This is a genomic window from Pseudomonas sp. VMV1 (assembly GCF_056790235.1).
This window is the reverse complement of record NZ_JBXGSE010000001.1, coordinates 718,934-742,690: the sequence shown is the minus strand read 5'-3', so window position 1 is coordinate 742,690 and position 23,757 is coordinate 718,934. Positions and strand designations below refer to the sequence as shown.

Below are 23,757 nucleotides of genomic sequence, written 5' to 3'. Positions count from 1 at the left end.
AGCATCTTGTCACGTCTGGGATACGTGACCGATATGGCGTCCCCTAGGGGACTCGAACCCCTGTTACCGCCGTGAAAGGGCGGTGTCCTAGGCCACTAGACGAAGGGGACGTTACCCTGGTGCGACCCTTGCGGATCACGAAATTGGTGGAGCTAGACGGGATCGAACCGTCGACCTCTTGCATGCCATGCAAGCGCTCTCCCAGCTGAGCTATAGCCCCAAGTACAGCATCTTGCCACGTCTGGGATACGTGACTGATATGGCGTCCCCTAGGGGACTCGAACCCCTGTTACCGCCGTGAAAGGGCGGTGTCCTAGGCCACTAGACGAAGGGGACGAAACCTTCTACCGATTTCCCCCGCAGGCGAAATCGAAATTTGGTGGAGCTAGACGGGATCGAACCGTCGACCTCTTGCATGCCATGCAAGCGCTCTCCCAGCTGAGCTATAGCCCCGTCGGTCAGGACGGTGCGCATGTTAAGAGGCCCGGCCTCCCCTGTCAACACCAAAGAGAAAAAAAGCTGCTAGTAACAGACACTTATGCCCTGAATCAGCTAGATCGCCCGGGACAGGGCCGCACGCTGGGCGCGGGCGGCCAGCAGGTAGGTGAACTTGCCATCGCTGGCAGAAAGCTTGCGCAGTACCTTCTTGTCCACCGCTCGGTAGCCGCCCATCTCCAACGCGGTACGCCCCGAACTGCCAATCAGCATGCCGGGGTTCGCCACCATCAACTTGGCCGCCTGCTCGACGAGCTTGGCGTAGCGCTTGCGATCGTCGAGATCGTAGCCCTGCAAGGGCAGCAGCATGCGCAGCCATTCGGCCCAGTAGAACTCCAGGAATTCCGACGGCAATACCCGACCGTCTGGAGTACGTGGCTTGTCGTAGCCGATCTGGCGCGTGAAATACACCAGGGCGCGATAAGGATCGTCCGCCATGGCGGTGAGCCCCAGGGATGCTGGGAGCTGTTCGGGCAGGATCGGCCGCCCTTGGGGATCCTTGAGCCAGGCCTTGCGTTCATCCAGCAGGCGAATCCAGAACTCCGCCATGGTCGCGGACGCACTGAAATCGTCGGTGACCCTGACCCATACCCAGGTCTCGGGGCCACCGCCGGGATGTTCCCAGAAGGCGGAAAAGGTGTGGTGGCCGTCGGTGAGATAGAGCTGCTGCTCCGGCCCTATGACGACGGTCTTCATTTCGTCCGGGTAGGTTCCGGGCGGCCTTGCGCCCAGGGTATCGCCTGCGGAACGCAGGCTGGTGCTGGGCTGGAACCCACCACTCAGGTGCTGGCCGTTGGCTTCACAGTAGTCGTCGAACAACTTGCGCCGGTCGCAGGCGTACTTGCCAAGCTTGTACAGCACCTGGTCATGACCGATCGCGGGCTGGGTGGGGCGCAGCTGTCGCAGCTGTACCCGGAGCAGGCTTCCTGGCTGCACGGGGTCTCCCTTACTCAAGATGTCTTCCCAGGTCCGACAACGGTCATCCCGGGAAGACTCCTGCCGTCGATCAGACCTTGCGCAGAATCACGCTGCCGATGGAGTAGCCCGCGCCGAAGGAGCTGAGTACGCCGAGGCTACCGCTGGCCAGATCCTCATGATGCAGATGCAGCGCGATGACCGAGCCTGCCGAGCTGGTGTTGCCATAGGTATCCAGGATGACCGGCGCCTCGTTGGCCTCAGGCTCGCGCCCCAGCAGGCGTTTGACGATGAGGTGGTTCATCGCCAGGTTGGCCTGGTGCAACCAGAAACGCGACACCCGCTCGACCGGAATGTCCAGCTCGGCGAGGTGGTTGGCGATCAGTTCGGCTACCAGCGGACAGACCTCCTTGAACACCTTGCGCCCTTCCTGGACGAACAGCTTGTCCGGATTGGTCATGCCCTCCTCCGCCGCGCGGTTGAGGAAGCCGAAGTTGTTGCGGATGTTGTTGGAGAACTGGGTGAACAGCCGGGTGCCCAGGATCTCGAAACGATGCGCCGAGGTGGCCTGGTCGGCGCGTTCCACCACCAGGGCGGTGGCGGCATCGCCAAAGATGAAGTGGCTGTCGCGGTCACGGAAGTTGAGGTGGCCCGTGCAGATTTCCGGATCGATCACCAGTACCGCCCGGGCCTGGCCCAGTTGCACGGCGTTGGCGGCGGTTTGCAGGCCAAAGGTCGCCGATGAGCAGGCGACGTTCATGTCGAAGCCATAGCCCTGGATACCCAGGGCGGCCTGGACCTCGATGGCTACCGCCGGATAGGGGCGCTGCAGATTGGAGCAGGCGACGATGACACCGTCGATGTCGGCGGCGGTACGTCCTGCTCGTTCCAGGGCTTCGCGGGCCGCAGCGACGCCCATCTCGCAGAGGATCGAGGGTTCGTCATTGGTCCGTTCGGGGATGCGCGGCACCATGCGCGCCGGATCGAGAATGCCCGCCTTGTCGACCACATGGCGGCTGCGGATGCCGGAGGCCTTCTCGATGAAGGCGGCGCTGGATTCCGCCTGGGGCGCCAGGCTGCCCTGGGCGATGGCGTCGGCATGCTCGGCGTTCCACTGGCCGGCCCACTGGTTGAACGACGCGACCAGTTCGTCGTTGGAAATGCTTTCGGGCGGCGTATAGAGCCCACTACCGCTGATGACCGCGTGCTGCACGGCTATTCCTCTTGTTGTCGGGATGACGCCGTGCCAGTTTGCCGCAAATCCAGGGTGGACGCCCGTGCAATCTCAGCGCCGATTGGCCGCCTCGGCGGCCCGCAGGACGTCGCTGCCCACCACGCTTTCGTATTTCTTGATCAGGGGCATTATGGCTGCGCGCCAGGCCTCGCGCTCGGCGGGCGTTGGCACCAGGATCTTGCTGGTGCCGGATGCCGCCACCCGCTCGCGGGCCTTGGCGTTGATGCCCTCCGCATCGCGGTTCACGGACTGGGTCACCTCGTCGAGGATCGCCTCCAGTTCGCTACGGATCTCGAAGGGCAGAGCGTTCCAGAAGCTGGTGTTGGTAATGAGCATATAGGTCAAGAAGCTGTGATTGTCCTCGAGGATGTAGGGCTGCACGGTGTTGATCTTCTGGCCCAGCAGGTTCGACCAGGGATTTTCCGCGCCCTGCACCTTGCCGGTCCGCAAGGCGTCGTAGACCTGGGCGAACGGCAGCTTGACCGCCTGGGCGCCCAGCTGCTGGTAGTAGGCGGCGAGGACTTCGGAAGATTCGACGCGGAACGTCAGGCCCTTGAGATCGGCAGGCGCGTGGATTTCCCGCGTGGCGGAAAGCTGACGGCCACCGTTGTTCCAGTAGGCCAACCCGGTGATGCCGTGGGTGACCAGACTGCCCAGCAGTTCACGGCTCTTGTCACGGCGCTGGAAGCGTTTGACCGCCTCCAGGTTGTCGAACAGATAGGGGAGATCGTAGACCTTGAGCGCCTTGGACAACGTATTCAGCTTGGAGACCGAAGGGGCCAGCATCTGCACCCGGTTGCTGCGCAAGGCCTCCAGTTCGTCGGCGTCGCCTACCAGGGTGGAGCTGGGATAGACCTCGACCTTGACCTTGCCGGCCAGACGCTCCTGTACCAGCTTCTGGAACTGCAACGCACCGCGCCCCTTGGGCGTGTCGTCCGTGACCACATGGGCGAACTTGATGACGATGGGGTCGGCGACGGCCAGCGGCGCGGCCAGCGCGAGCAACGACCCGGCCAGGGTGGCGAAGAAGGTCTTGATCATGGGATTCCCTGCGATGAACGATCCATTGGGCCGCTTGCGTGCCCCGTCGCAGTGCGTACGCGACGCGATCACCTTAGCAGTCACAACGCGAATGACTGGTCAGCGGAGGGAAGTGGCACGACGAATGTGCAAGAAAGCAGGATCAGGGGTAGGAACAGCGCCGTCGAAACGGCGCCAGGCATCCATCAGGGCGAAATAGGATCACTTGCGGGAAAGGTTTCCTCGACGGATTCGTCGAGCTGCTCTTCACTTACCTCGTCTTCATCGTCGGCGACGAGCGGATCGTTCGGCTGCTGCTGGGCATACACGGCGTTCATGGCAAATCTCCAGACGCGGAAAGGGAAGGACTACAGAGCCGAAAGGACTCGGCCCTGTACGTTAGTCATGGCGATGCAGGCGGACGTTCAGCTCGTCGACGATCGGTGCCCAATCGGCATCTTCCATGATCTCGTCCTTCAGGAACGCCTTTTGCGACGGTGACCAGAAATCGGCTTCCGAGACCTTCACCTCGTCGGGCAGCGGTGAATGGCTGGCGATGAAAGCATCGATGGCAGCCGGATCGGAATCCAGGCCCAGTTGCTCGAAAAGGGTCGTCAGGTCGTGAACGGGAAGTTCCATAGGGGTCTCCAGGCAGGTATCGGTCGGTAAAGGCAAGCATCTAGAAAGACACCAGCCTCGAGGGGTTCCCCGGCCTTAATAAATCCTTCAGCGACGTACCTTAAGGTTAGGCCCACGTTCACCCTACCAGGGCCCTCCACCATGTCGCTTCCCGTCTCCTCCATCCAGTTCACCGCCCCGCAGCGCCGTATCCTCGTCACCGGAGCCACCGGCTTTCTCGGCGGCGCCGTCACCCTGCGCCTGCTGGAGCTGGGACATATCGAAGGCCTGAGATTCCTCGTCCGCGCCGCTACCCAGGCGGAAGGCCTGGAACGCCTGCTGCAGAACCTGCGCATGCACGACGTCGACGAATATCTGGCCGCCCGGCTGCAACCCGAGCAAATCCTCTGCGGCGATCTGCTCGATACCCAGTGGATCGAGGCCGCCAGGCCCCAGCTGCTGGCGCTGGACGAGGTCATCAACTGCGCGGCAGTGGCCTCCTTCTCGCGCAATCCCAAGATCTGGCCGGTCAATGTCGAAGGCACCTTCGCCCTGGCCGAGGCCTGCGCCCAGTCCCGTCGCTTGAAACGCTTCCTGCATGTCAGCACCGCCATGGCCTGCGGCCCCCAGCGCGAATCGCCGGTCGCTGAGACCTGGGACTTTCCCGAGCCGGAGCAGCAACTGGTGGACTACACCGCGTCCAAGGCGGCCATCGAACTGAAGTTGCGCAATGAGTTGCCGCTGCTGCCGCTGGTGGTGGCGCGCCCCTCCATCGTCGTGGGTCACCGCCGTTCGGGCTGCAAGGCCTCGGGAAGCATCTTCTGGGTATTCCGCATGGGCTTCGCCCTGGAGCGCTTCACCTGCGGCCTCGATGAACAGATCGATGTCATCCCGGTGGACTACTGCGCCGAAGCCCTGGTGGAACTGGCACTGAAGCCCAAGCTGAGCTACGGCCTGTACCACATCTCCGCGGGTAATGCGGGCGCCTGCACCTTTGGCGAGATCGACGAAGCCTATGCCGGTGCCATGGGTGATGCCCCGGTGGGTGATCGTTATCGGCAGGTGGACAGTGCCGACCTCAAGGAACTGGCCGCGGACTTCAACGAACGCATCGGCCCGGCCAATCCGCGCCTGGTGCTGCGCGCGCTCAAGCTGTACGGCGGCTTCGCCGACCTAAACTACCTGTTCGACAATCAGCGCCTGCTCGACGAAGGCATCGCTGCCCCGCCGCGCTTCACCGACTACCTGGACGTCTGCGTGCACTCCTCGCGGGACATCAGCATCCCCGCGCAGATGCAGTGGGACTTCAAGTAGAGCGCCGGTTCGGGCACCCGGCCGTATTGGCCGCCGGGTGCCGTCCAGGCCGTCAGACGGAATCCCTTTCCGGCGAATTCAGCCGCGAATCCCGCACGATCTCGCTGACCGATGCGTAACCGCCACGGGCATCGCGCAGCATGGTGCGCAGATTGCCTTCGATGGTGTTGCAGATGGTGCCCATGGTGATCTGGTGCCGACTGCGCTGGAAGGGGTTCTGCAGATCGGTGCCGACCTTTTCCATCGCCAGGAAGATGAAACCCACCACCGTGGAGGCCAGCGGCGTGTACCACTCCAGACTTTCCACCAGGCCGATGGGCATCAGCACGCAGAACAGAAAGATGAACAACCGCGGGAAGTTCACATAGGGATAGGGCAAGGGCGTATTGGCGATCCGCTCCATGCCGCCCTGCCAGTTGGACATGTCGACGAAGGTGGCCTCGAGACGCTCCAGGCGAATGCTGTCCAGCCGACCGGCGCGGTACTCCAGGGCGATCAGGCTGGAGGAACCGCTGAGGATGGCGTTGGCGAAGTTGTTGGTCTCCTTGCGCATCGCCCACTCCTCCTTGCCCAGGTAGGTACGCACCTCCTTGGGCAGGGGATCCCCGCTGAGCTGACAGGCCAGGCAGCGGACATAGGCGAGGTGGCGCTCGATGAGGACCGTCTTGATGGCGTTGAAGTGTTCGTCGCCGTCATCGATGAGCGTCAGCGCCTGCCGGGTGAAGCTGCGCGAGCTGTTGACCATGCCACCCCAGAGGGTGCGCGCCTCCCACCAGCGCTGATAGGCACTGGTGTTGCGGAAGCTGGTCAGCACGATCAGCGCCGAGCCGATCAGGGTCAGCGGGATATTGGGCAGTTGCGCCCGCTGGTCGACGAAGATCATGTAGTCGACGGTGATAGCGATGTCCCATAGCAGCAGCCAGAACACCGACCAGCCCACGTAGGAGAAGGTCTGCCGAAGGAATGTCAGTTTGCGGTCGAAAAAACCCAAGGTGATAGCCCTTAGCGCGTGAAAGAAGAGGTGCAGCGATACGAACCTGAGCGCCGAGACTGGTTCAAGGCAAGCCTCTGGATCGCGGAGCGCCACCCACTTCACGCAATTGAGCGGCGGGAATTCGGTTTCCAGATATGAAGAACAACCGACAGGACGGTGCTCGGCGCCTGCCTGTCTGGTTCGGAAAATCCATCATCGCCGAACATCCGCGCCTGCTCGCGGTCCGACGGACACCATGCCCTTCCGGAGCACTGCCATGACCGCCACCCCGAGCGTTCGTCTGGATGTCTGGAGCGACTACGTCTGCCCCTTCTGCTATCTGGAACTGCCCCAGCTGGCGCGCCTGCAGGAGGAATTCGGCGACAGCCTTGCCATCGAATGGCATGCCTTCGAACTACGCCCCGATCCCACCCCTACCCTCGACCCCGCGGGCGACTACCTGCGCCGGACCTGGGATCGCGCGGTCTACCCCATGGCCGCCGAGTACGGCATGGTGCTGCGCCTGCCGCCGGTACAACCGCGCAGCCGCCTGGCCTTGGAAGCGGCGGAGTTCGCGCGCGACCACGACCGCTTTGACGCCTTCCACCTCGCGGTCTTCCAGGCCTTCTTCGAAGAGGGTCACGATATCGGTGACCTGGAGGTCCTGCTCGATCTGGCACGCCGCAACGGGCTCGACAGCGAGGCACTCAAGGCCAGCCTCGCCCGTGGCGAGCATACCGATGTGGTGCTGCACGCCGAGGATCGCGCCGAAGCCCTGGGCATCACCGCCGTGCCGACCCTGCTGCTCAGATCCGCACGAGCCCCTATCGAAGAAGCCCAGGCGCTGGACGGGGCAGTGCCCTTCGCCCAGCTTGCGGCGGCCGTGCGGGCGCAGCTGGACGCCGGAGCGCCTAGCGCTGGGCAGCCGGCGTCAGCTCGGGAAAGAGCACCTCGGTGAAGCCGAAGCGGGCGAAGTCCTGGATGCGCGAGGGGTAGAGACGACCGATCAGATGGTCGTACTCATGCAGCACCACCCGCGCATGGAAGCCCTCCGCCTCCCGCTCCACCGGGCGGCCGTCACCATCCACGCCGCGATAGCGAATTCGCCGCGGCCGCGGCACCTCGCCGCGCAGACCCGGAATCGACAGGCACCCCTCCCAGCCCAGCTCTTCGCTGGCATCGAGCACCTCGATATGCGGATTGATCAAGACCTGCAGCGGCACGGGCGGGGCATCGGGGTAGCGGGCGTTGCGTTCGAAGCCGAAGACCATGAGCTGCAGGTCCTCCCCGATCTGCGGCGCGGCCAGACCAACGCCCCCGGCGGCGGCCATGGTGTCGAACATGTCCTGGATCAGCCCATGCAGCTCGGCCGAGCCGAGGCGCGCCGCAGCCACCGGCGGCGCCACCCGTAGCAGTCGGGGATCACCCATCTTCAAAATGTCGCGAATCATGCGAGGATTCCTTCTTTGGCCGGTCCAGCAGCCGGCATCCGTCAGGAGCTTAAACCAGATGTCTTCCCTACTGCTCGCCAGCGCCCTCGGTCTCGGCCTTAGCGTTCCCCTCGCCCAGGCCGAGGACGCCGCGCTCGCCGCCCGCCTGGATCCGATCCTGGAGCGCGCCATCGCCCAGCAACGCATCGTCGGCACCGTGGTCATGGTCGCTCGCCAGGGACGGGTGGTGTATCACCGCGCGGCCGGCTTCGCCGACCGTGAGGCCGGCCGCGCCATGCAGCAAGACCAGCTGTTCCGCTTCGCCTCCCTCACCAAGCCGGTGGTGGCCGTCACGGCACTCCGCCTGGCGGACCAGGGCCAGCTGGACCTGCAGGCTCCCGTCAGTCGCTACCTGCCCTACTTCACCACGCGCCTGGCCGACGGCACGCCGGCCGTGCCCACCCTGGCGCAGCTGCTCAGCCATACCTCCGGGCTGCACTACGGCTTTGGCGAAGAGCGGGATGGTCCCTATCACCAAGCCGGAGTATCCGACGGCCTCGATGGCGCTACCCTGACCCTGGAAGAGAATCTAAGGCGCCTGGCGGGCGTGCCGCTGGACTTCGGCCCCGGCAGCCACTGGCGCTACTCCCTTGGCCTGGACGTGATGGGTGGTGTGATCGCCGCCGCGACAGGGCTGCCGCTGCCCGCCGTGGTCCAGCGCGAGGTATCGGCACCGCTCGCGCTGCAAAATCTGACCTTCCACGTCACCGACCCCGCGCGTCTGGCGACCGCCTATCGCAACGGCTATCCGCGCCCCGAACCCATGAGCGAGCCCTATCTGCTGCCGCTACCCAAGGGCGGCATCCTCTATTCCCCGGCGCGCGCCCTTTCGGCGAACGCCTTCGCCTCGGGCGGTGGCGGCATGCAAGGGAGCGCAGGCGACTATCTAGCCTTCCTGGAGGCACTCCGCCAGGGCAGGCTGCTGCAACCAGCCAGTCAACGGCTGTTCATGGAAGATCAGATCCCAGGGCTGCAACGCGAAGACGCCCCTGGCTGGGGGTTCAGCCTGGGCGCGGCGGTGCTGCGCAATGCCCGGCTGGCGAAGACACCGCAGACGCCTGGCACCCTGCAGTGGGGTGGCGTCTACGGCAACGCCTGGTTCATCGACCCGGCGCGCGAATTGAGCGTGGTGATCCTGACCAATACGGCGATCGCCGGCATGAGCGGGCCCTTCCCCGACGCCATCCGCGATGCCCTCTATCAGGACTGACTGACGGCTAGCCTGGCCTGTAACGCGCGCAACTGCTCCTGCAGTGCGGCATGCTCGCGCTGCAGGGCCTGGTAGTTGTCGGTGACCGCATCGGTGTCGATGAATACCTGCTCGATGAACTCCTTCTCCACCAGGGTCCGCGACAACTTCGCCCGTTCTTCTTCGAGGCTTTCACGCAGGGTTTCCAGCTCCTCCTGCAATCGTCCATCCCCCTCCGGCGTAGCGGCCGGGGCCGCCAGCTGCTGCCGCTGGCGCAGCAGCTCTTCGCCGAGCCGCTGCACCTTCGTTTTGAGCTGATCGCGCTCGCGGCGCATTTCCAGCAGGGCTCCCTGGACCCGATCGTGGTCGAGACTCAGGCGCTGCAACTTCGCCTCCGCACCGCGCATTTCGCGATTCTGCACGTGCAGGTTGCTGATCAGCTTGTGCGCTCGATCCAGCTTGGACTTGAGATCATCCAGCCTGAACTCCAGATTCTCGCGGTGGGACAGCAGGTCGTCGATATAGGGCTGGTTGGTCTTCTTCCAGTCCGGGTAGTCATCGCCCTCGACCCCGTCGAGGCGGCCCACCAGGTCCAGGCTGTCGCTCATGGCCTGGCCCAGGGGTTCGACATCCGCTTGCCGCGCATCGTCAATCAGGCTGGCCGCGGTCTCGGCCTGGCTACCGAGTGTCAGGGACTCACCGGGCTCGGCGGCCTCCTCGTCCTCGGCCACCGCTACGGGGGGTGGAAAGAGCCGTTGCCAGAGCAGCGTCATGACCAGGGCGATGAGCAATACGTTGGACAGGGTGACCAGCAGGAAACCCCATTCGACGAAGCGCGAGTCGTCCATTCCCTAGCTCAGCAGGAAGGCGATGAAACCGTCGCCGAGTTCGGGAAAGGACAGGCTGAAATCGGCTCGACCGTTGTTTTGGCGCCATAGGCTGTAGAGCTTCTCGAAAGGCTTCTGCACCAGGTGGCTGGTACTGAGCACCAGCGGTGCGCCACCCTTGCCGGCGGAGATCATGCCGTTGAGGTCCGCCAGAAAGGCGGTAGCGTTCTCGTAGATCTCCCGACTCAGGGTCCCGCTGGCGATGGCGGCATGGATGGCGGCGGGAGCAAGGCCCGCGAGGGACCCGCCGAGAATACAGGCCGCATTGAGATCCAGCAGACACACCGCTTCCAGCGCCTTGCTCTGCGGATGGCCATAGATGCCGATCACATAGGGCAAGGCCAGGCGGTCGACCGGAATCGGGGCCATGGGCTCGATCTGGCAAACGATGGACGACCGGCCGAGCAATTGGCGAATACTTTGTGGATCAGGCTTGAAGCGGGTCGGCATCGGCAGGCTCTCGCGACCGGAGGATCCGATGGCCTGTTCGGCACTGGCGCCATCCTGGAGCACCGTGAGCACCGCCTGCTGCAAGGTGTCCTGGGTAAAGGGCTTGGTGACGACGAAGGCCGCGCCATTGCGGTAGGCCTCCTGGATGTTGCGCGCCGAGGACTCGGTGGTGACAAAGCCCACATGGATATCGGCCCCCACCCGCTGGCGGATCGCCTGGAGCAATTCTAGGCCACTCATGCCGGGCATGTGCCAGTCGGTGAGCACCAGATTCGGCGTCCAGTTCTTCAGCAGGACCAGAGCCTCACTACCGGTGGACGCGACCCGCAACTCGATATCCTTGTAGCCCGTACTGACCAGAATGCGCTTGATGATGGTCTGGACCGCTCGACTGTCGTCTACTACGAGGAACTTCATGCTTCATCCCTGAGTTGTGGGCACCCGGCTATCCCTTCTTGGACATACGCCTCGGCTGCAGACTTGAATCACGCGCCCGATCTCATTTGGCCAGTAACAGCCGAACGGCGGGATTCCTGCGATAGCTTGGCATCGGCGCAGGAAAGGCGATCCCCAATGACGGGAAATGGCAATTCCAGCATCGCGCAATACAGCCTTAGAAGCTCTATCTCGCGGGTTTCAACCTTATTATCCGCTTCGACCAGACAGAGCAACCCCTCCAGGACCAGGGTGCGTGCCGCTACGCTGAGCGGGCCTGCTTACGCACCAGCATCACCGCCTGCAACGTCTCACGCTCATGACGTAGAGAGCCTTTACCGCCTCTACCAGATTGGGATCAGGTCGTGGCGGCGCGTCAGCTGGACATCGATCTGGATAAAGGCGCTGCGGCAGGCGTTACGCACCGTGGACAGGGCGCTGTAGAGACAAGCCATGAAGACCGCCGCTCAGCGCGACGGATGCGCTGATTGGGAAGATGGCTGGTGAAGCACCGCCCGGGAAATCACCGGTCAAGGTGCGGATGGCGCGCCCGCGTCGGTCGGATTGCGTGGAGGCGCGTCCGCCTTGCGGCTGTGCTTTACCTCGGCCATCAGGGCATCCCGCTCCTGGCGAATCTGGGCGAGGGTGGTCTGGGTCCGGATCAGCTCCTCTTGCAGGCGCTGGGCCTGGGCCTCGGAGGCGCGCAGCTCGCGATTCTGCGCCCGCAGGCCGGTCACCACCTTGTGCGCGCGGGTGAGCCTCATGACCATGTTGTCCACCTTGAGCTCCAGGGCTTCGCGGTGCGACAGCAATTCCTCGACATAGGGGTCGTCGCTCTTCTTCCACTCGGGATAGTTGGCGTCGTAGACCTCTTCCGGACCTTCGTCGAAGAGATCGACGTTACGGTTCGCAACCGGGGCGGTGCTGGCAGGCAGCTGTGGTGGCGGGGTGTCGGCAGGCAGGTTTTCTACCGCCTCGGGAACAGGCGGCGGCTGTTCCTCGCTGGCGGCCTCGCTCTTGGCCGCGGCGTCGCCGGCAACGTAGCGCTGCCACAGGAGAAACACTACCAGAGCGATCAGCAGGATGTTGCACAGGGTTATGAGGACGAAGCCCCAATCCATCAGCTGTGCATGATTCATCTACCGCTTCCCTCTCTGACGGTGGGTGGGCCTGGTGGCCCATCGAGACCTATCACCTGCCCTGTCGGCGGCTACACCTCGTCCTGCAGCTGATTTGAATACAGCCGTCAGCCGAAAACATCTCTATCAGCCAGGCGGCGCCTGCGCGGGGACGAGGTGCACGCGTCCGCCTGGTGGATCGGGGGACAGACGATCTCTGGACTCTAGCCGCAAGGAAGATGACGGGCAAAAAAAAGCCCGACGGCTGGGCGTCGGGCTTTGGGGCGGCGAGCAGGTTGGGCGTCGCGTCGCTCAGCCCACCCTATGGATTTCGCAGCCCGAGCGGGCGCGCTGCCGAACCGATCTACGCCAGGCTCTTGCTCACCACCTCATAGACATCGCTGGACAGCTCGCCGCTGGCCAGGATGCGCTCCAGTTCGGCGCGCATCAGGGCCTGACGCGCGGGACCGTACTTCTTCCAGCGGGTCAGGGGCGTGAGCAGGCGCGAGGCGATCTGCGGATTGAGCCGGTTGAGGGTGATGATCTGATCGGCCAGGAAGCGGTAGCCGCTGCCATCCTCGGCGTGGAAGTTGACCAGGTTGGCGTTGGCGAAGGCCCCGATCAGCGCCCGCACCTTGTTGGGGTTCTTCAGGGTGAAAACCGGGTTCTCCATCAGCGCCTGGACGCGGGCCAGGCCGCCCGGCAGCGGACTGGAAGCCTGGACGCTGAGCCAGGTGTCCATGACCAGCGGATCAGCCTTGAACTCCTCGTGGAAGCGCGCCAGCACCTCCGCCTTCTCCTGCTCGAAGCCGGAATTGACCAGGGCACTCAGCGCGGCCAGGCGCTCGGTCATGTTGTCGGCGTGCTCGAACTGCTCCAGGGCGGCATCGCGGGCTTCAGGCTCTTCCAGCAGCATCAGATAGCCCAGGGCGGCGTTCTGCAGGCTACGACGCGCGATGTGGTCGGCGCTGGCCTGGTAGGGCGTGGCGCGCGATTCCTCACGAGCGCTGCGGTAGCGCTGCCAGAGCACCTTGCGCAGGGCCTCGGCGATGGCACGGCGGGCCTGGCGACGAGCGCCGTGGATGGCCCCCGGATCGGCCTGCTCGGACAGCTCCACCAGGTAGGCCTCGGACGGCAGCGACAGCATCTCGGCGACCATGGCCGGATCGAGGGACTCGTCCGCCGCCACGGTGCGCAGGGCCTCCACCAGACGGGTGTCCAGCGGCTGGCCGGCGATCATCTCCTGCAGCACCTGCACCGCCAGTTGCTGGCCAGCATCCCAGCGATTGAAGCCGTCGCTGTCATGCTGCATGAGGAAGGTCAGCTGCTCGCGGCTGTAGGGGAAGCTGAGCTTGACCGGCGCGGAGAAGCCACGCAGCAGCGAAGGCAGCGGCTGCTCGGGCACGTCGACGAAGGTGAAGGTCTGCTCGGCCTGGGTGACCGACAACACCCGGTCGGTGCCCTGGGCGGCGGCTTCGCCTTCCAGGCGCAGGGGCAGCTCGCGACCCTGACCATCCAGCAGGCCCAGCTGGACCGGGATGACGAAGGGCTCCTTGGTCGGCTGGCCCGGAGTGGGCGGACAGCTCTGGCGGAAAGTCAGGCGATAGGTCTTGGCCGCCGCATCGTACTGCTCGCTGACCGCCAGGCGCGGCGTGCCGGACTGGCTGTACCAGCGCTTGAACTGGCTGAAGTCGGCGCCATTGGCGTCTTCCAGCGCCTTGACGAAATCATCGCAGGTCACCGCCTGGCCATCGTGACGCTCGAAGTAGAGATCGGTGCCCTTGCGGAAGCCATCGGGGCCCAACAGGGTGTGCAGCATCCGCACCACCTCGGCGCCCTTCTCGTACACCGTCAGGGTGTAGAAGTTGGAGATCTCGATGAAGTGATCCGGACGCACCGGGTGGGCCATGGGACCGGCGTCCTCGGCGAACTGGTTGGTGCGCAGGAAGGCCACGTCCTCGATGCGCTTGACCGTCGGCGAATTCATGTCGGAGCTGAAGCCGGCATCACGGAACACGGTGAAGCCTTCCTTGAGCGACAGCTGGAACCAGTCGCGGCAGGTCACACGGTTGCCCGACCAGTTATGGAAGTACTCGTGGGCGACGATGGCCTCGACGCGCTGGTGAGCGGCGTCGGTGGCGGTGCGCGGGCTGGCCAGCACGGCGCTGGAGTTGAAGATGTTGAGCCCCTTGTTTTCCATGGCGCCCATGTTGAAGTCGTTCACCGCCACGATCATGAAGATGTCCAGATCGTATTCGCGGCCATAGGCCTCTTCGTCCCAGCGCATGGATTTCTTCAGGCTGTCCATGGCGTGCTGCAGCTTGCCGATGTTTTCCGGCTCGACATAGATACGCAGGGCCACGTCGCGGCCGCTGCCGGTGCGGTAGCTGTCTTCCACGCACCAGAGGTCACCGGCCACGAGGGCGAACAGATAGGCCGGCTTGGGGAAAGGATCTTCCCAGGTGGCCCAGTGCCGACCACCCTCGGTGTCACCGCTGGCCACGGGGTTGCCATTGGAGAGCAGGATCGGGTACTTGGCCTTGTCGGCCTCCACCGTGGTGGTGAAGACGCTCATCACGTCCGGGCGATCCAGGTAGTAGGTGATCTTGCGGAAGCCCTCGGCCTCGCACTGGGTGCAGAACATCTTGCCGGAGACGTACAGCCCTTCCAGGGCGGTGTTGCTTTCCGGATGGATGCGCACCGAGGTCTTGAGCACGAAGGCCTCGCCCTGCGGCTGCAGGGTCAGGCTGCCCGCCTCGACCTGGTAATCGCCTGCGGCCAAGGCCTGATCGTCCAGCGCGACCGCCAGCAATTCCAGCTCCTCGCCGTGCAGCACCAGCGGCGGCAAGCCGGCGCCACGCGCCGGATTACGCTGCAGGCGCAGCTCGGCGTGCACCAGGGTCTGGTCGTCGTGCAGCTCGAAGCGCAGGCGGGTTTCCTCGATGAGGTACTCGGGCGCCTGGTAGTCCTTGAGGTAGATGGTCTGGGGCTGGTCGGTGCGCATGGGTTTACATCCTTACTCGGAAACGGACACGGCCAGCTGATAGGCCGTGTACTTGCGAATGTTGATCACGCCGGTGTCGAACATCAGGTATTGACCCTTGATGCCCAGCAGCGTGCCTTCCACCACAGGCGTCTTTTCCAGGTCATGACTGACCACCTTGGTGGGATAGACCGTGACCGGATAATGGATCTCGATGGGCGCCATGTCGACCACCGGCTGGATCGCCTGCAGGCCGAAACGGCCCTGGAGATCGTCCAGGCCCTGGGCGCAGGCATCGAAGATGCGCTCGCGTACCGCCACCAGGTCTTCCGGCGCGGCGACGCCCTTGAGCATGGCGCGCCAGTTGGTGCGGTCGCCCACCTGGCTACGCAACACGTCCTCCACCAGGCCGGATTGCTGCCGGGTGGCGACCCTCAGGATCGGCAGCGCCTGGTAGGCGCCCTGGTCGATCCAGCGGGTGGGCAGCTGGGTGGCGCGGGTGATGCCTACCTTGAGGCCCGAGGAATTGGCCAGATAGACCACGTGGGGCACCATGCAGTGGGCTTCGCCCCACTCCGGCTGGCGGCAGGTACCGTGCTCGTAGTGGCACTTTTCCGGACTGACGATGCAGCTGTCGCACTGGGCCAGAGCAGTGAAGCAGGGATAGCAGTAGCCCTGGCTGAAGCTCTTGCGGGTCTTGCGACCGCAATGGGTGCAATGGATGGCGCCCAGGTATTCGAGGCGCACGCGGCGGCCGATCAGCGGGTTGACCGGCACCTCGCGCTCATCGAGGCGGAAGGCATAGTTGACGGGGTCGGCCAGGGTCACGGCCATCTTGCGCAGGGCGCCACGGCCCAGTTCGGTCATCACGGTGGTGCTTCTCGGTTTCTAAGAGCCCGCTCAACGTCTCGCGAGCTAGCGACAAACAAGGCGAAAAGGCCTGAGGAAGCGGAGTTTACGAATGGTAAATGAGCATTCCGAAGGCCTTTTCAACGCCGTTTGGCCGACGCGCAGCAGACGTTGGGCGGGCTCTGATAAAGACGCGAAGTGCCTCTTCTGGCGAAGGGCACCTCGTCGGGTAGGGCGTGGCCGATCAGTGAATGGCGTCGGACTTGAACAGGATGTTCTCGATGGGCACCGACTTGGAGGCGCATTCCTGGGGGCCCATGTAACCGGTCCGCTGGTCTTCGGGCAGGTGCTTGGCCTCGTAGGCGATCACTGCCTGCAGACAGAGCTCGACCTGGTCACGACTGAGTTTGCGGCCGTCGGGCCACTTGCCGATCTCCACGGCCAGCTTCAGGCCGTCGTAGATATCGGGGGTGATGTTTTCCAGCATCTGGGCGAAGGATGTCGACATGGGTCGCTCCGGACTCTAGTGAACCGCCAGTTTACCGGCCTGCCCGCCGCGGTGCACCTGGCCTGGCTCAATGGCGGTCATAGGCCCTACCGTGCGAACGGATCGCGGCCATGGGCCGCTCCTACAACTGGCCTGAGTGGTAATGGCCGCGATGATCCCGAGCTCCCTCTTTACCTGCAGGCGTGGTCGCATCGGCGGATCGCCATCGCTACGGGCTGGCTGTGCTGCCCAGCATGCGACACGCTGAACCCTGGCACATGACCGCTATCAGAGCAGGGAGCTTTTTCTGGAGACGTCATGCCTGCCTATCACCCCCTCATCCTCGCCGGAGTCGAACTCTGGCTGCTCGCGGAAAAGGCGATCTATTGGCCAGCGCGCCAGGCGCTGCTGGTAGCGGACATCCACTTCGGCAAGGCCGCCGCCTTTCGGGCGCTGGGTCAGCCTGTGCCCCATGGCACCACGGCGGGCAACATCGCCCGGCTGGATGCCCTGCTGGCGCGCTACGACTGTCGCGAGATCATCTTCCTGGGCGACTTCCTGCATGCTCCGGAATCCCGCGCGCCCCTGACCCTGGACACCCTGGCGCGCTGGCGCGAGCGCCAGGCCGCGCTGCGCCTGCTGCTGATCCGCGGCAACCATGACCGACGTGCCGGGGATCCCCCGGGGAATCTGGGCATCGAGGTGGTGGGTGAGCCATTGGAGCTGGAGGGTCTGTCGCTGCAGCACGAACCCGATCCTCATCCGTACCTGCCTGTATTGGCCGGGCACATCCATCCGGCGTTTCGGCTGCACGGCCGGGGGCGGCAGGCACTGCGTCTGCCCTGCTTCTGTCTGGAAAATGATGAGGTGCTTATCCTGCCGGCCTTTGGTGACTTTACCGGTGGACACCTGCTGGCGCCCGACCCAGCGCGGCGGATCTTCGTGGTGGGTGATGGCGGTATCTGGCCCTTGCGCTAGAGCCAGATACCTTGGGAATCAGCCTTCTTCGGTGATCCCGGTGATGGTGATGCCATGGCGCTCCAGCAGGGCTACCGTGGGTTCGTCGTAATCCCGCGGTACTTCGCTGTCGTCGTACTCTTCCAGGGCATCGTCACGCACGATCTGGGCGACGCGTTCCATGTCCGGCTTCTGATCGGCTTCGGTGGAAACCACCGAGGTGTTGCCGTCACTGTTGCTGTAGGCAATCTTCCACTTCGACATCTTCACGCTCCTCTCACAGGAAAAAGGCTATCCAGGGTTTAGAGGGCCAGATCCGGGAGAATTCGCCCTAACGCGGACGAAAGACGATATCGAGTAGCCCGGCCAGGGCACCGTCGGCGCAATCTGCCTGGGCGAGCGCTTCGCGTGCCTGCCTGAGATGGCTCTGCAGCTGGCGCTGGGCATGATCGCGACCCAGCAGGCTGACCAGGGTGGATTTGTCACCATCCTTGTCAGCGTCCTTGCCCAGGCCCTTGCCATCATCGAGGTCGTCGAGCAACTGGAAGGCCAGACCCAGCTGGCAGGCAAAGACCTGAAACGCCTCGCGCTGCTGCGGGGAAGTGACCAGGGTCGCGCTGGCCATGCCCATGGCGGCGGAAAACAGCGCGCCGGTCTTGAGCTGGTTGGTGAGGGCGATGGCATCGGCCGGGCGGGCCTGCCGTCCGCCATGCAGATCGTGGTACTGGCCACAGACCAGACCAGCCGTGCCAACGGCATCCGCCAACTGGCAGACCATCTGGGTGCGGGTCTCCGCCGGCACCGCTGCCAGGCCGGCGACCAGGCGCAGGGCATGGCTGAGCAGGGCCACTGCCGCCAGCATGGCGACGTCTTCACCGAACTGTACATGCAGGGTCGGCCGGCCACGGCGCAGCCGGGCATCGTCCATGCAGGGCATGTCGTCGAGGAACAGCGAGGCCGCGTGGACCATCTCCACCGCACAGCCCAGGTCGAGCACGGCCTCGTCGGGCTGGCCCAGGTCGTCGGCCGCCAGGACCATCAGCAGCGGACGCAACCGCTTGCCGGGCGCCATGACGCCACTACGGATGGCCTCGGCGACCGGATCATCACCGGCCGGCAACAGTACTGCCAGACGCTCGTCGATACGGGTACGCTGCCCTTGGAGCGTAGCGGCAAAATTGTCTGTCGCGTTCGGCACTAATACGGTCGCCATGAGTCGAGATACTCCATATGTGGAACCGACGAACGGTCGCACCTCGGTGGATTCGGTCTTCGCAAAGCGAACCCGTCGTCCCCTACCAGACCACAACGACCGACGAAAGGTCATTCAGGGCGGACTCTAGAAGACATGGTGGATTGGGAACTGGCAAGCCGCAAGAACGATCATCTGGACATCGTGCTGGATCCCCACAAGGCCCGCAGCGCCGTCACCACGGGCTTGGAGGCCTTTCGCTTCACCCATGACGCCCTGCCCGAACTGAATCTCGACGACGTCGACCTGGCCACGCGCCTGTTCGACCGTCCGCTGGCAGCGCCCCTGCTCATCAGCTCCATGACCGGCGGTCCAGAGCGGGCGGCGCTGATCAATCGGCATCTGGCCGAAGCGGCCCAGGCCCTGGGTATCGCCCTGGCCGTCGGCTCCCAGCGCATCGCCCTGCAGCAAGGGGGCGACCAGGGCCTGACCGGTGAATTGCGCCGCCTGGCGCCGGACGTACCGCTGCTGGCCAATTTCGGCGCCGCGCAGCTGGTGGCCGGCTATGGCCTCACCGAGGCGCGCCGTGCGGTGGAGATGATCGAGGCAGACGCCTTGATCGTGCATCTCAATCCGCTGCAGGAAGCCGTACAGGCCGGTGGTGATCGCACCTGGCGGGGCATTCTCGCCGCCCTGGAAAACCTGGTTACACATCTGGCCGTACCGGTCGTCGTCAAGGAAGTGGGCGCCGGGCTCTCCGGTCGCGTTGCTCGGCAGCTGATCGACGTGGGCGTAGCCGTGCTGGACGTAGCGGGCGCGGGCGGGACCAGCTGGGCTGCCGTGGAAGCCGAGCGCGCCCGTGACGCGCAGCAGCGTGCCATCGCCCGAGCCTTCGCCGACTGGGGCATCCCCACCGCCGAAAGCCTGCGTCAGGTACGCACCGCCTGCCCGCAAGCGACGGTGATCGCCTCGGGCGGCATCCGCGACGGCATCGACGTGGCCAAGGCCATTCGCCTCGGCGCAGACCTCGCGGGCCAGGCGGCGGCCGCCCTCCCCGGTGCCACCGAGTCGACCGAGGCGGTGATCGCGCATTTCCAGGTGGTAATCGAGCAGCTGCGCATCGCCTGCTTCTGCACCGGTTCGGCCGATCTGGCGCAGTTGCGCCAGGCCGAGCTGCTGGACGCCACCTCGGCCCGGTGCCCATAGTGGCCGATACCGGACCGGACGCCGCCATGCATGTCGCCCTGATCTCGCCGCCGCTGCCGAGCCACCTGTCCACCCATCTGGTGCTGGGCGAGGCGCTGGTCGCGCTTGGCCATCGGGTCACCCTGTTGCACCAGGTGGAGGTCGGCGACCGGCCGCTTCCGGCCGGGATCGACTTCCAGGCCATAGGCGCGACCAGCCATCCGCGTGGCAGCCTGGGCCCCTTGCTCGCCCGTACCGCCAGCAGCAAGCCCTGGTCGGTGTTCGGGGTGATCGCCGACATGGCACGCAACACCGAACTGTTCTGCCGCGAAGGCGCGACCGCCCTGCGTGACCTGGGCGTCGACTGTCTCATCGCCGACCAGATGGAGCCGGCCGGCGGCCTGCTCGGGGACCATCTCGGGCTGCCCTACGCCTCGCTGGCCTGCGCCGTGCCGATGAATCGCGAACCTCATCTGCCGCTGCCCACCCTGCCCTTCGCCTATCCTGGCAGCGAGCGGGAGCGGCAGATCGTCCAGGGCGCCACCCAGGTGTTCGACCTGATCATGCGTGGTCAGGGCAAGGTGATCCAGCGCCAGGCCCAGGCTTTCGGTCTTGGCGAGCGGCGTACCCTGGATGACTGCTTCTCGCCCTATCTGCAGCTGAGCCAGTGCCTGCCGGGCTTCGACTTTCCCCGCCGTGCGCCGCCGCCCCACTTCCACGAGGTGGGTCCGCTGCGTCCGCCAACGGCCCGCGAGCAACGCCTGGCGCTGGAGATCGATCCGCGCCGCCCCTTCGTCTTCGCCTCCTTCGGCACGCTGCAGGGCGGACGGCTACCGCTGTTCCGCCGCGTCGCCCAGGCCTGTCGCCAGCTGGACGTTCAGGTGCTGATCGCCCACTGCGGGCGGCTGGATGGCACCGCCGAGCGCCGCCTGCTGGACGATGGCGCCACCTGGGTCACCGACTTCGCGCCCCAGGAAGCCGCCATTGCCCGCGCCGATGCCGTCATTACCCATGGCGGTTTCAATACCGTGCTGGACGCCCTGGCGGCCGGCAAACCCATGCTGGCCCTGCCCATGGTCTTCGATCAGCCGGGCATCGCCCGGCGCCTGGAACGGGTCGGCGCCGGCCTTTGCCTGGCGCCGCGGCTGGCCAGCAAGGCGCGCCTCGCCCAGACCCTTGGCGCGGTCCTGGCCGATCCCAGCTATCGCCGGGCGGCCGAACGCTTCGTGCCCATCGCGGCGACAGCCGGGGGTGCCACCGCCGCCGCACGGTTGGTGGATGGGCTGGCCCAGGGAGGACTGCATCATGCGTCCTGACCTGCTGATCGTCGGGGGTGGCCTGGCCGGGGGACTGCTCGCCCTGCGCCTGGCCGAGACCCGCCCTGAGCTGGACTGGCGCCTGGTGGAGGCCGGCCCGCGACTGGGTGGCAATCACACCTGGTCCTTCCACGAGCCAGATCTCACCGCGCCCCAGCATGCCTGGATCGCGCCCCTGGTCGCTCACCGCTGGCCGGGCTACGAGGTGCGCTTCCCCGAGCGGCAGCGGCAGCTCGGTAGCGGCTATGCCAGCATCAGCGCCAAGCGCTTCCATGAGGTGCTGAGCGCGCGCCTGCCAGCCGAGCGCCTGTTGCTGGGCCGCGAGGTGTTGCGGCTGCAGGACGACGGCGTGGTCTTCGCCGATGGCTACACCCTGGCCGCCGGCGCAGTGATCGACGCCCGGGGGCCGCGACCCGATCCGGCGCTCTGGCTCGGCTATCAGAAATTTCTCGGCCAGGAGGTGCGTCTTACCCACCCCCACGGCCTTGCCGAACCCATCGTGATGGACGCCACCGTCGATCAGCTGGACGGCTATCGCTTCGTCTACAGTCTGCCGCTGGCCCCGGATCGCCTGCTGATCGAAGACACCTACTACGCCGACGGCGAAAGCCTTCCCGTCGAACGTCTGCGCCAGCACCTGGCCGACTACGCCCGCCAGCAGGAATGGGAAATCGCCGAGGTGCTGCGCGAGGAACAGGGCGTGCTGCCCATCACCCTGGGCGGTGATCTCGATCGCTATTGGAACAACGTCACCGCAGGAGCGCCGATTGGCCTGGCTGCGGGGCTGTTCCATCCCACCACCGGCTACTCGCTGCCCGAAGCGGTGCGCCTGGCGGAGCACCTGGCCGCCCAGCCCTTCACCTCCAGTGCGTCGCTGCGCGATATCCTGCGGGACTATGCCCGGGGCCGCTGGCAGGGCCAGGGCTTTTTCCGCCTGCTCAACCGCATGCTCTTTCTCGCTGGCCGCCCCGAACACCGGGTGCGTGTCATGCAAAGGTTCTACGGCCTCGGCGAACCGCTGATCCAGCGGTTCTACGCCGGCCGCCTTACCGCCTTCGATCGCCTGCGCATCCTTTCCGGCAAACCGCCGGTACCGCTGAAACCGGCACTGGATGCTGCGCTGGCGCGTCCCCCTCAGTCCAAGGAAGCACCATGACCCAAGGTAACGTGCCCAAGCGGGCCATCGTCATCGGCGCCGGCTTTGGCGGTATCGCCCTGGCGATCCGCCTGCAGTCGGCCGGCATCGCCACCACCCTCATCGAGGGTCGCGACAAGCCCGGTGGCCGTGCCTACGTCTATGAGGACGCGGGCTTCACCTTCGATGCCGGCCCCACCGTCATCACCGATCCCTCGGCGCTCGAGGAGCTGTTCGCCCTCAGTGGTCGGCGGATGAGCGACTATGTGGAGCTCCTCCCGGTCAGCCCCTTCTACCAGCTGTGCTGGGAAGACGGCACCCGTTTCGACTACGTCAACGACCAAGCCCGGCTGGACGAACAGATCCGCGCCCTGGAACCGGACGACGTGGCCGGCTACCAGCGCTTTCTCGCCTATTCCCAGGCGGTATTCGAGGAAGGCTATATCCGCCTGGGCGCCAAGCCCTTCCTCAAGGTGAGCGACATGCTCGCCGCCGGACCCAAGCTGCTCCAGCTCAGTGCCTGGCGCAGCGTCTACGCCCAGGTGTCGCGTTTCGTGAAGAGCGAAAAACTGCGCCAGGCGCTGTCGTTCCATACCCTGCTGGTGGGCGGCAATCCCTTCGCCACCTCCTCGATCTATGCGCTGATCCACGCGCTGGAGCGCAAGTGGGGCGTCTGGTTCGCCAAGGGCGGTACCCATCAACTGGTCCTGGGTCTGCTGAAGCTCTTTACCGATCTCGGCGGCGAAGTACGGCTGAACGCGCCGGTGGAACGCATCCTCACCGAAGGCAATCGCGCCACCGGCGTCTGCCTGGCCGATGGCAGCCAGATCGAGGCCGACCTGGTGGCTTCCAACGCCGACGTGGTGCATACCTATCGCAAGCTGCTCGGTCACCACACCCATGGCGTGGTCGAGAGCAACCGCCTCAAGCGCAAGAGACACAGCATGTCGCTGTTCGTCATCCACTTCGGCCTGAGCCGGCCGCCGGTGGGCCTCGAACACCACATGGTCTGCTTCGGCCAGCGCTATCGCGGCCTCATCGACGAGCTGTTCAAGGGCCCCGGCGTACCGGACGACTTCTCGCTCTATTTGCACTCGCCCTGCGTCACCGACCCCTCGCTGGCGCCACCCGGCCAGAGTGCCCACTACGTGCTGGCGCCGGTACCACACCTGGGCAATGCCGACGTCGACTGGAGCGTGGAAGGCCCGCGCCTGCGCGACAAGATCCTCGCCTACCTGGAAGAGCGCTACATGCCGGGGCTGCGTGAGCACCTGGTCACCTCGCGCATCTTCACCCCCGCCGATTTCCACCAGGAGCTGAACGCCTACCACGGCTCGGCCTTCTCCCTGGAGCCCATCCTCACCCAGAGCGCCTGGTTCCGGCCGCACAATCGCGATAGTGTCATTCCCAACCTCTATCTGGTCGGCGCGGGGACCCATCCCGGTGCCGGCGTTCCGGGCGTGGTGGGCTCAGCCAAGGCCACCGCCAGCGTCATCCTCGAGGAGCACGGTTAGC

The 23,757-nt window shown here is 65.3% G+C and carries 23 protein-coding genes and 4 tRNA genes; 8 read left to right on the top strand and 19 right to left on the bottom strand.

All coding sequences use genetic code 11. The features are described 5' to 3' along the window. Positions 1-34 precede the first annotated feature (34 nt). The 9 genes from ACUCV0_RS03450 to ACUCV0_RS03410 all read right to left on the bottom strand — a co-directional run bounded on the left by ACUCV0_RS03450 (position 35) and on the right by ACUCV0_RS03410 (position 4,303). A tRNA-Glu gene (locus tag ACUCV0_RS03450) sits at positions 35-110 on the bottom strand. Positions 111-144: 34 nt separating this feature from the next. Next, positions 145-220 (bottom strand) — tRNA-Ala (locus ACUCV0_RS03445). Between the two features lie 40 nt (positions 221-260). Continuing rightward, positions 261-336, bottom strand: a tRNA-Glu gene (locus ACUCV0_RS03440). A gap of 41 nt (positions 337-377) precedes the next feature. After that, positions 378-453: transfer RNA gene (locus tag ACUCV0_RS03435), tRNA-Ala, on the bottom strand. 99 nt (positions 454-552) lie between these two features. Further along, positions 553-1,431 carry a ParB/Srx family N-terminal domain-containing protein gene (locus ACUCV0_RS03430; protein ID WP_082696307.1) on the bottom strand — a complete coding sequence of 293 codons (879 nt, stop codon included), beginning with the start codon at positions 1,429-1,431 and terminating at the stop codon, positions 553-555. 70 nt (positions 1,432-1,501) lie between these two features. Beyond that, on the bottom strand, positions 1,502-2,623 hold the full coding sequence (locus ACUCV0_RS03425) for a beta-ketoacyl-ACP synthase III (RefSeq protein ID WP_313648733.1): 1,122 nt from the start codon (positions 2,621-2,623) through the stop codon (positions 1,502-1,504). A gap of 72 nt (positions 2,624-2,695) precedes the next feature. Beyond that, positions 2,696-3,685, bottom strand: coding sequence for a DctP family TRAP transporter solute-binding subunit (locus ACUCV0_RS03420; protein WP_482212009.1), 990 nt, complete (start codon positions 3,683-3,685; stop codon positions 2,696-2,698). Positions 3,686-3,870: 185 nt separating this feature from the next. After that, complete coding sequence (locus ACUCV0_RS03415) at positions 3,871-4,002, bottom strand: hypothetical protein (RefSeq protein WP_482212008.1); 132 nt, start codon at positions 4,000-4,002, stop codon at positions 3,871-3,873. A 61-nt stretch (positions 4,003-4,063) separates the two neighbouring features. Further along, positions 4,064-4,303, bottom strand: a complete 240-nt coding sequence (locus tag ACUCV0_RS03410) for a DUF2789 domain-containing protein (RefSeq protein WP_017641794.1) — start codon at positions 4,301-4,303, stop codon at positions 4,064-4,066. A gap of 141 nt (positions 4,304-4,444) precedes the next feature. Here ACUCV0_RS03410 and cprA point away from each other — a divergent pair, with 141 nt between their 5' ends. Continuing rightward, positions 4,445-5,596 (top strand): cationic peptide resistance protein CprA, encoded by a 1,152-nt coding sequence (gene cprA / locus ACUCV0_RS03405; protein ID WP_482212007.1) that lies wholly within the window; start codon positions 4,445-4,447, stop codon positions 5,594-5,596. Between the two features lie 52 nt (positions 5,597-5,648). On the opposite strand, the gene ACUCV0_RS03400 is transcribed toward cprA, so the two are convergent. Next, positions 5,649-6,587 (bottom strand): bestrophin family protein, encoded by a 939-nt coding sequence (locus ACUCV0_RS03400; RefSeq protein WP_313648727.1) that lies wholly within the window; start codon positions 6,585-6,587, stop codon positions 5,649-5,651. A 259-nt stretch (positions 6,588-6,846) separates the two neighbouring features. Between ACUCV0_RS03400 and ACUCV0_RS03395 the strand changes: the two genes are divergently transcribed. Continuing rightward, positions 6,847-7,527 (top strand): DsbA family oxidoreductase, encoded by a 681-nt coding sequence (locus ACUCV0_RS03395; protein ID WP_482212006.1) that lies wholly within the window; start codon positions 6,847-6,849, stop codon positions 7,525-7,527. On the opposite strand, the gene def is transcribed toward ACUCV0_RS03395, so the two are convergent. Continuing rightward, on the bottom strand, positions 7,481-8,020 hold the full coding sequence (gene def / locus ACUCV0_RS03390) for a peptide deformylase (RefSeq protein ID WP_059314398.1): 540 nt from the start codon (positions 8,018-8,020) through the stop codon (positions 7,481-7,483). The two genes, ACUCV0_RS03395 and def, sit on opposite strands and share 47 nt — an antisense overlap. A 58-nt stretch (positions 8,021-8,078) precedes the next feature. On the opposite strand from def, the gene ACUCV0_RS03385 reads away from it, so the two are divergent. Further along, positions 8,079-9,269 (top strand): serine hydrolase domain-containing protein, encoded by a 1,191-nt coding sequence (locus ACUCV0_RS03385; protein WP_482212005.1) that lies wholly within the window; start codon positions 8,079-8,081, stop codon positions 9,267-9,269. Here ACUCV0_RS03385 and ACUCV0_RS03380 read toward each other — a convergent pair. The 6 genes from ACUCV0_RS03380 to ACUCV0_RS03355 all read right to left on the bottom strand — a co-directional run bounded on the left by ACUCV0_RS03380 (position 9,260) and on the right by ACUCV0_RS03355 (position 16,478). After that, positions 9,260-10,096, bottom strand: coding sequence for a hypothetical protein (locus ACUCV0_RS03380; RefSeq protein ID WP_482212004.1), 837 nt, complete (start codon positions 10,094-10,096; stop codon positions 9,260-9,262). The two genes, ACUCV0_RS03385 and ACUCV0_RS03380, sit on opposite strands and share 10 nt — an antisense overlap. Positions 10,097-10,099: 3 nt before the next feature. Next, positions 10,100-11,002, bottom strand: coding sequence for a response regulator (locus ACUCV0_RS03375; RefSeq protein WP_434776288.1), 903 nt, complete (start codon positions 11,000-11,002; stop codon positions 10,100-10,102). A gap of 548 nt (positions 11,003-11,550) precedes the next feature. Further along, complete coding sequence (locus ACUCV0_RS03370; protein WP_482212003.1) at positions 11,551-12,159, bottom strand: hypothetical protein; 609 nt, start codon at positions 12,157-12,159, stop codon at positions 11,551-11,553. Positions 12,160-12,502: 343 nt separating this feature from the next. Next, positions 12,503-15,142 carry an aminopeptidase N gene (pepN, locus tag ACUCV0_RS03365; protein ID WP_482212002.1) on the bottom strand — a complete coding sequence of 880 codons (2,640 nt, stop codon included), beginning with the start codon at positions 15,140-15,142 and terminating at the stop codon, positions 12,503-12,505. A 12-nt stretch (positions 15,143-15,154) separates the two neighbouring features. Continuing rightward, positions 15,155-15,988 (bottom strand): DUF2797 domain-containing protein, encoded by an 834-nt coding sequence (locus tag ACUCV0_RS03360; RefSeq protein ID WP_177344776.1) that lies wholly within the window; start codon positions 15,986-15,988, stop codon positions 15,155-15,157. A gap of 226 nt (positions 15,989-16,214) precedes the next feature. Next, a complete protein-coding gene (locus tag ACUCV0_RS03355; RefSeq protein WP_059314391.1) occupies positions 16,215-16,478 on the bottom strand; it encodes a YeaC family protein in 264 nt (87 codons plus the stop codon). A 297-nt stretch (positions 16,479-16,775) separates the two neighbouring features. On the opposite strand from ACUCV0_RS03355, the gene pdeM reads away from it, so the two are divergent. Continuing rightward, positions 16,776-17,435, top strand: coding sequence for a ligase-associated DNA damage response endonuclease PdeM (gene pdeM, locus ACUCV0_RS03350; RefSeq protein ID WP_482212001.1), 660 nt, complete (start codon positions 16,776-16,778; stop codon positions 17,433-17,435). An 18-nt stretch (positions 17,436-17,453) separates the two neighbouring features. On the opposite strand, the gene ACUCV0_RS03345 is transcribed toward pdeM, so the two are convergent. Both ACUCV0_RS03345 and ACUCV0_RS03340 read right to left on the bottom strand, forming a co-directional pair. Further along, positions 17,454-17,678: a hypothetical protein gene (locus ACUCV0_RS03345; RefSeq protein WP_454252818.1), complete on the bottom strand. Its 225-nt coding sequence runs from the start codon at positions 17,676-17,678 to the stop codon at positions 17,454-17,456. A 67-nt stretch (positions 17,679-17,745) separates the two neighbouring features. After that, positions 17,746-18,627, bottom strand: a complete 882-nt coding sequence (locus ACUCV0_RS03340) for a polyprenyl synthetase family protein (protein WP_482212000.1) — start codon at positions 18,625-18,627, stop codon at positions 17,746-17,748. A gap of 135 nt (positions 18,628-18,762) precedes the next feature. Between ACUCV0_RS03340 and fni the strand changes: the two genes are divergently transcribed. Genes fni through ACUCV0_RS03320 form a run of 4 tightly spaced genes read left to right on the top strand, consistent with a single transcriptional unit; the run spans position 18,763 to position 23,756 of the window. Then, positions 18,763-19,812 (top strand): type 2 isopentenyl-diphosphate Delta-isomerase, encoded by a 1,050-nt coding sequence (gene fni / locus ACUCV0_RS03335; protein WP_482211999.1) that lies wholly within the window; start codon positions 18,763-18,765, stop codon positions 19,810-19,812. After that, complete coding sequence (locus ACUCV0_RS03330) at positions 19,812-21,107, top strand: nucleotide disphospho-sugar-binding domain-containing protein (RefSeq protein WP_482211998.1); 1,296 nt, start codon at positions 19,812-19,814, stop codon at positions 21,105-21,107. The genes fni and ACUCV0_RS03330 overlap by 1 nt, the downstream gene beginning before the upstream one ends. Continuing rightward, a complete protein-coding gene (gene crtY, locus ACUCV0_RS03325) occupies positions 21,097-22,263 on the top strand; it encodes a lycopene beta-cyclase CrtY (protein ID WP_482211997.1) in 1,167 nt (388 codons plus the stop codon). The genes ACUCV0_RS03330 and crtY overlap by 11 nt, the downstream gene beginning before the upstream one ends. Further along, positions 22,260-23,756 (top strand): phytoene desaturase, encoded by a 1,497-nt coding sequence (locus ACUCV0_RS03320; protein ID WP_271654451.1) that lies wholly within the window; start codon positions 22,260-22,262, stop codon positions 23,754-23,756. Before crtY ends, ACUCV0_RS03320 begins: the two co-directional genes overlap by 4 nt. The last annotated feature ends 1 nt before the right edge of the window (position 23,757 follow it).

Excerpts from the sequence above, each read along its gene's own strand:
- ACUCV0_RS03420 (WP_482212009.1), bottom strand. The coding sequence starts at position 3,685 with ATGATCAAGACCTTCTTCGCCACCCTGGCCGGGTCGTTGCTCGCGCTG.
- ACUCV0_RS03415 (WP_482212008.1), bottom strand. The coding sequence starts at position 4,002 with ATGAACGCCGTGTATGCCCAGCAGCAGCCGAACGATCCGCTCGTCGCC.
- ACUCV0_RS03410 (WP_017641794.1), bottom strand. The coding sequence starts at position 4,303 with ATGGAACTTCCCGTTCACGACCTGACGACCCTTTTCGAGCAACTGGGC.
- cprA (WP_482212007.1), top strand. The coding sequence starts at position 4,445 with ATGTCGCTTCCCGTCTCCTCCATCCAGTTCACCGCCCCGCAGCGCCGT.
- ACUCV0_RS03395 (WP_482212006.1), top strand. The coding sequence starts at position 6,847 with ATGACCGCCACCCCGAGCGTTCGTCTGGATGTCTGGAGCGACTACGTC.
- def (WP_059314398.1), bottom strand. The coding sequence starts at position 8,020 with ATGATTCGCGACATTTTGAAGATGGGTGATCCCCGACTGCTACGGGTG.
- ACUCV0_RS03385 (WP_482212005.1), top strand. The coding sequence starts at position 8,079 with ATGTCTTCCCTACTGCTCGCCAGCGCCCTCGGTCTCGGCCTTAGCGTT.
- ACUCV0_RS03380 (WP_482212004.1), bottom strand. The coding sequence starts at position 10,096 with ATGGACGACTCGCGCTTCGTCGAATGGGGTTTCCTGCTGGTCACCCTG.
- ACUCV0_RS03375 (WP_434776288.1), bottom strand. The coding sequence starts at position 11,002 with ATGAAGTTCCTCGTAGTAGACGACAGTCGAGCGGTCCAGACCATCATC.
- ACUCV0_RS03370 (WP_482212003.1), bottom strand. The coding sequence starts at position 12,159 with ATGAATCATGCACAGCTGATGGATTGGGGCTTCGTCCTCATAACCCTG.
- pepN (WP_482212002.1), bottom strand. The coding sequence starts at position 15,142 with ATGCGCACCGACCAGCCCCAGACCATCTACCTCAAGGACTACCAGGCG.
- ACUCV0_RS03360 (WP_177344776.1), bottom strand. The coding sequence starts at position 15,988 with ATGACCGAACTGGGCCGTGGCGCCCTGCGCAAGATGGCCGTGACCCTG.
- ACUCV0_RS03355 (WP_059314391.1), bottom strand. The coding sequence starts at position 16,478 with ATGTCGACATCCTTCGCCCAGATGCTGGAAAACATCACCCCCGATATC.
- pdeM (WP_482212001.1), top strand. The coding sequence starts at position 16,776 with ATGCCTGCCTATCACCCCCTCATCCTCGCCGGAGTCGAACTCTGGCTG.
- ACUCV0_RS03345 (WP_454252818.1), bottom strand. The coding sequence starts at position 17,678 with ATGTCGAAGTGGAAGATTGCCTACAGCAACAGTGACGGCAACACCTCG.
- ACUCV0_RS03340 (WP_482212000.1), bottom strand. The coding sequence starts at position 18,627 with ATGGCGACCGTATTAGTGCCGAACGCGACAGACAATTTTGCCGCTACG.
- fni (WP_482211999.1), top strand. The coding sequence starts at position 18,763 with ATGGTGGATTGGGAACTGGCAAGCCGCAAGAACGATCATCTGGACATC.
- crtY (WP_482211997.1), top strand. The coding sequence starts at position 21,097 with ATGCGTCCTGACCTGCTGATCGTCGGGGGTGGCCTGGCCGGGGGACTG.
- ACUCV0_RS03320 (WP_271654451.1), top strand. The coding sequence starts at position 22,260 with ATGACCCAAGGTAACGTGCCCAAGCGGGCCATCGTCATCGGCGCCGGC.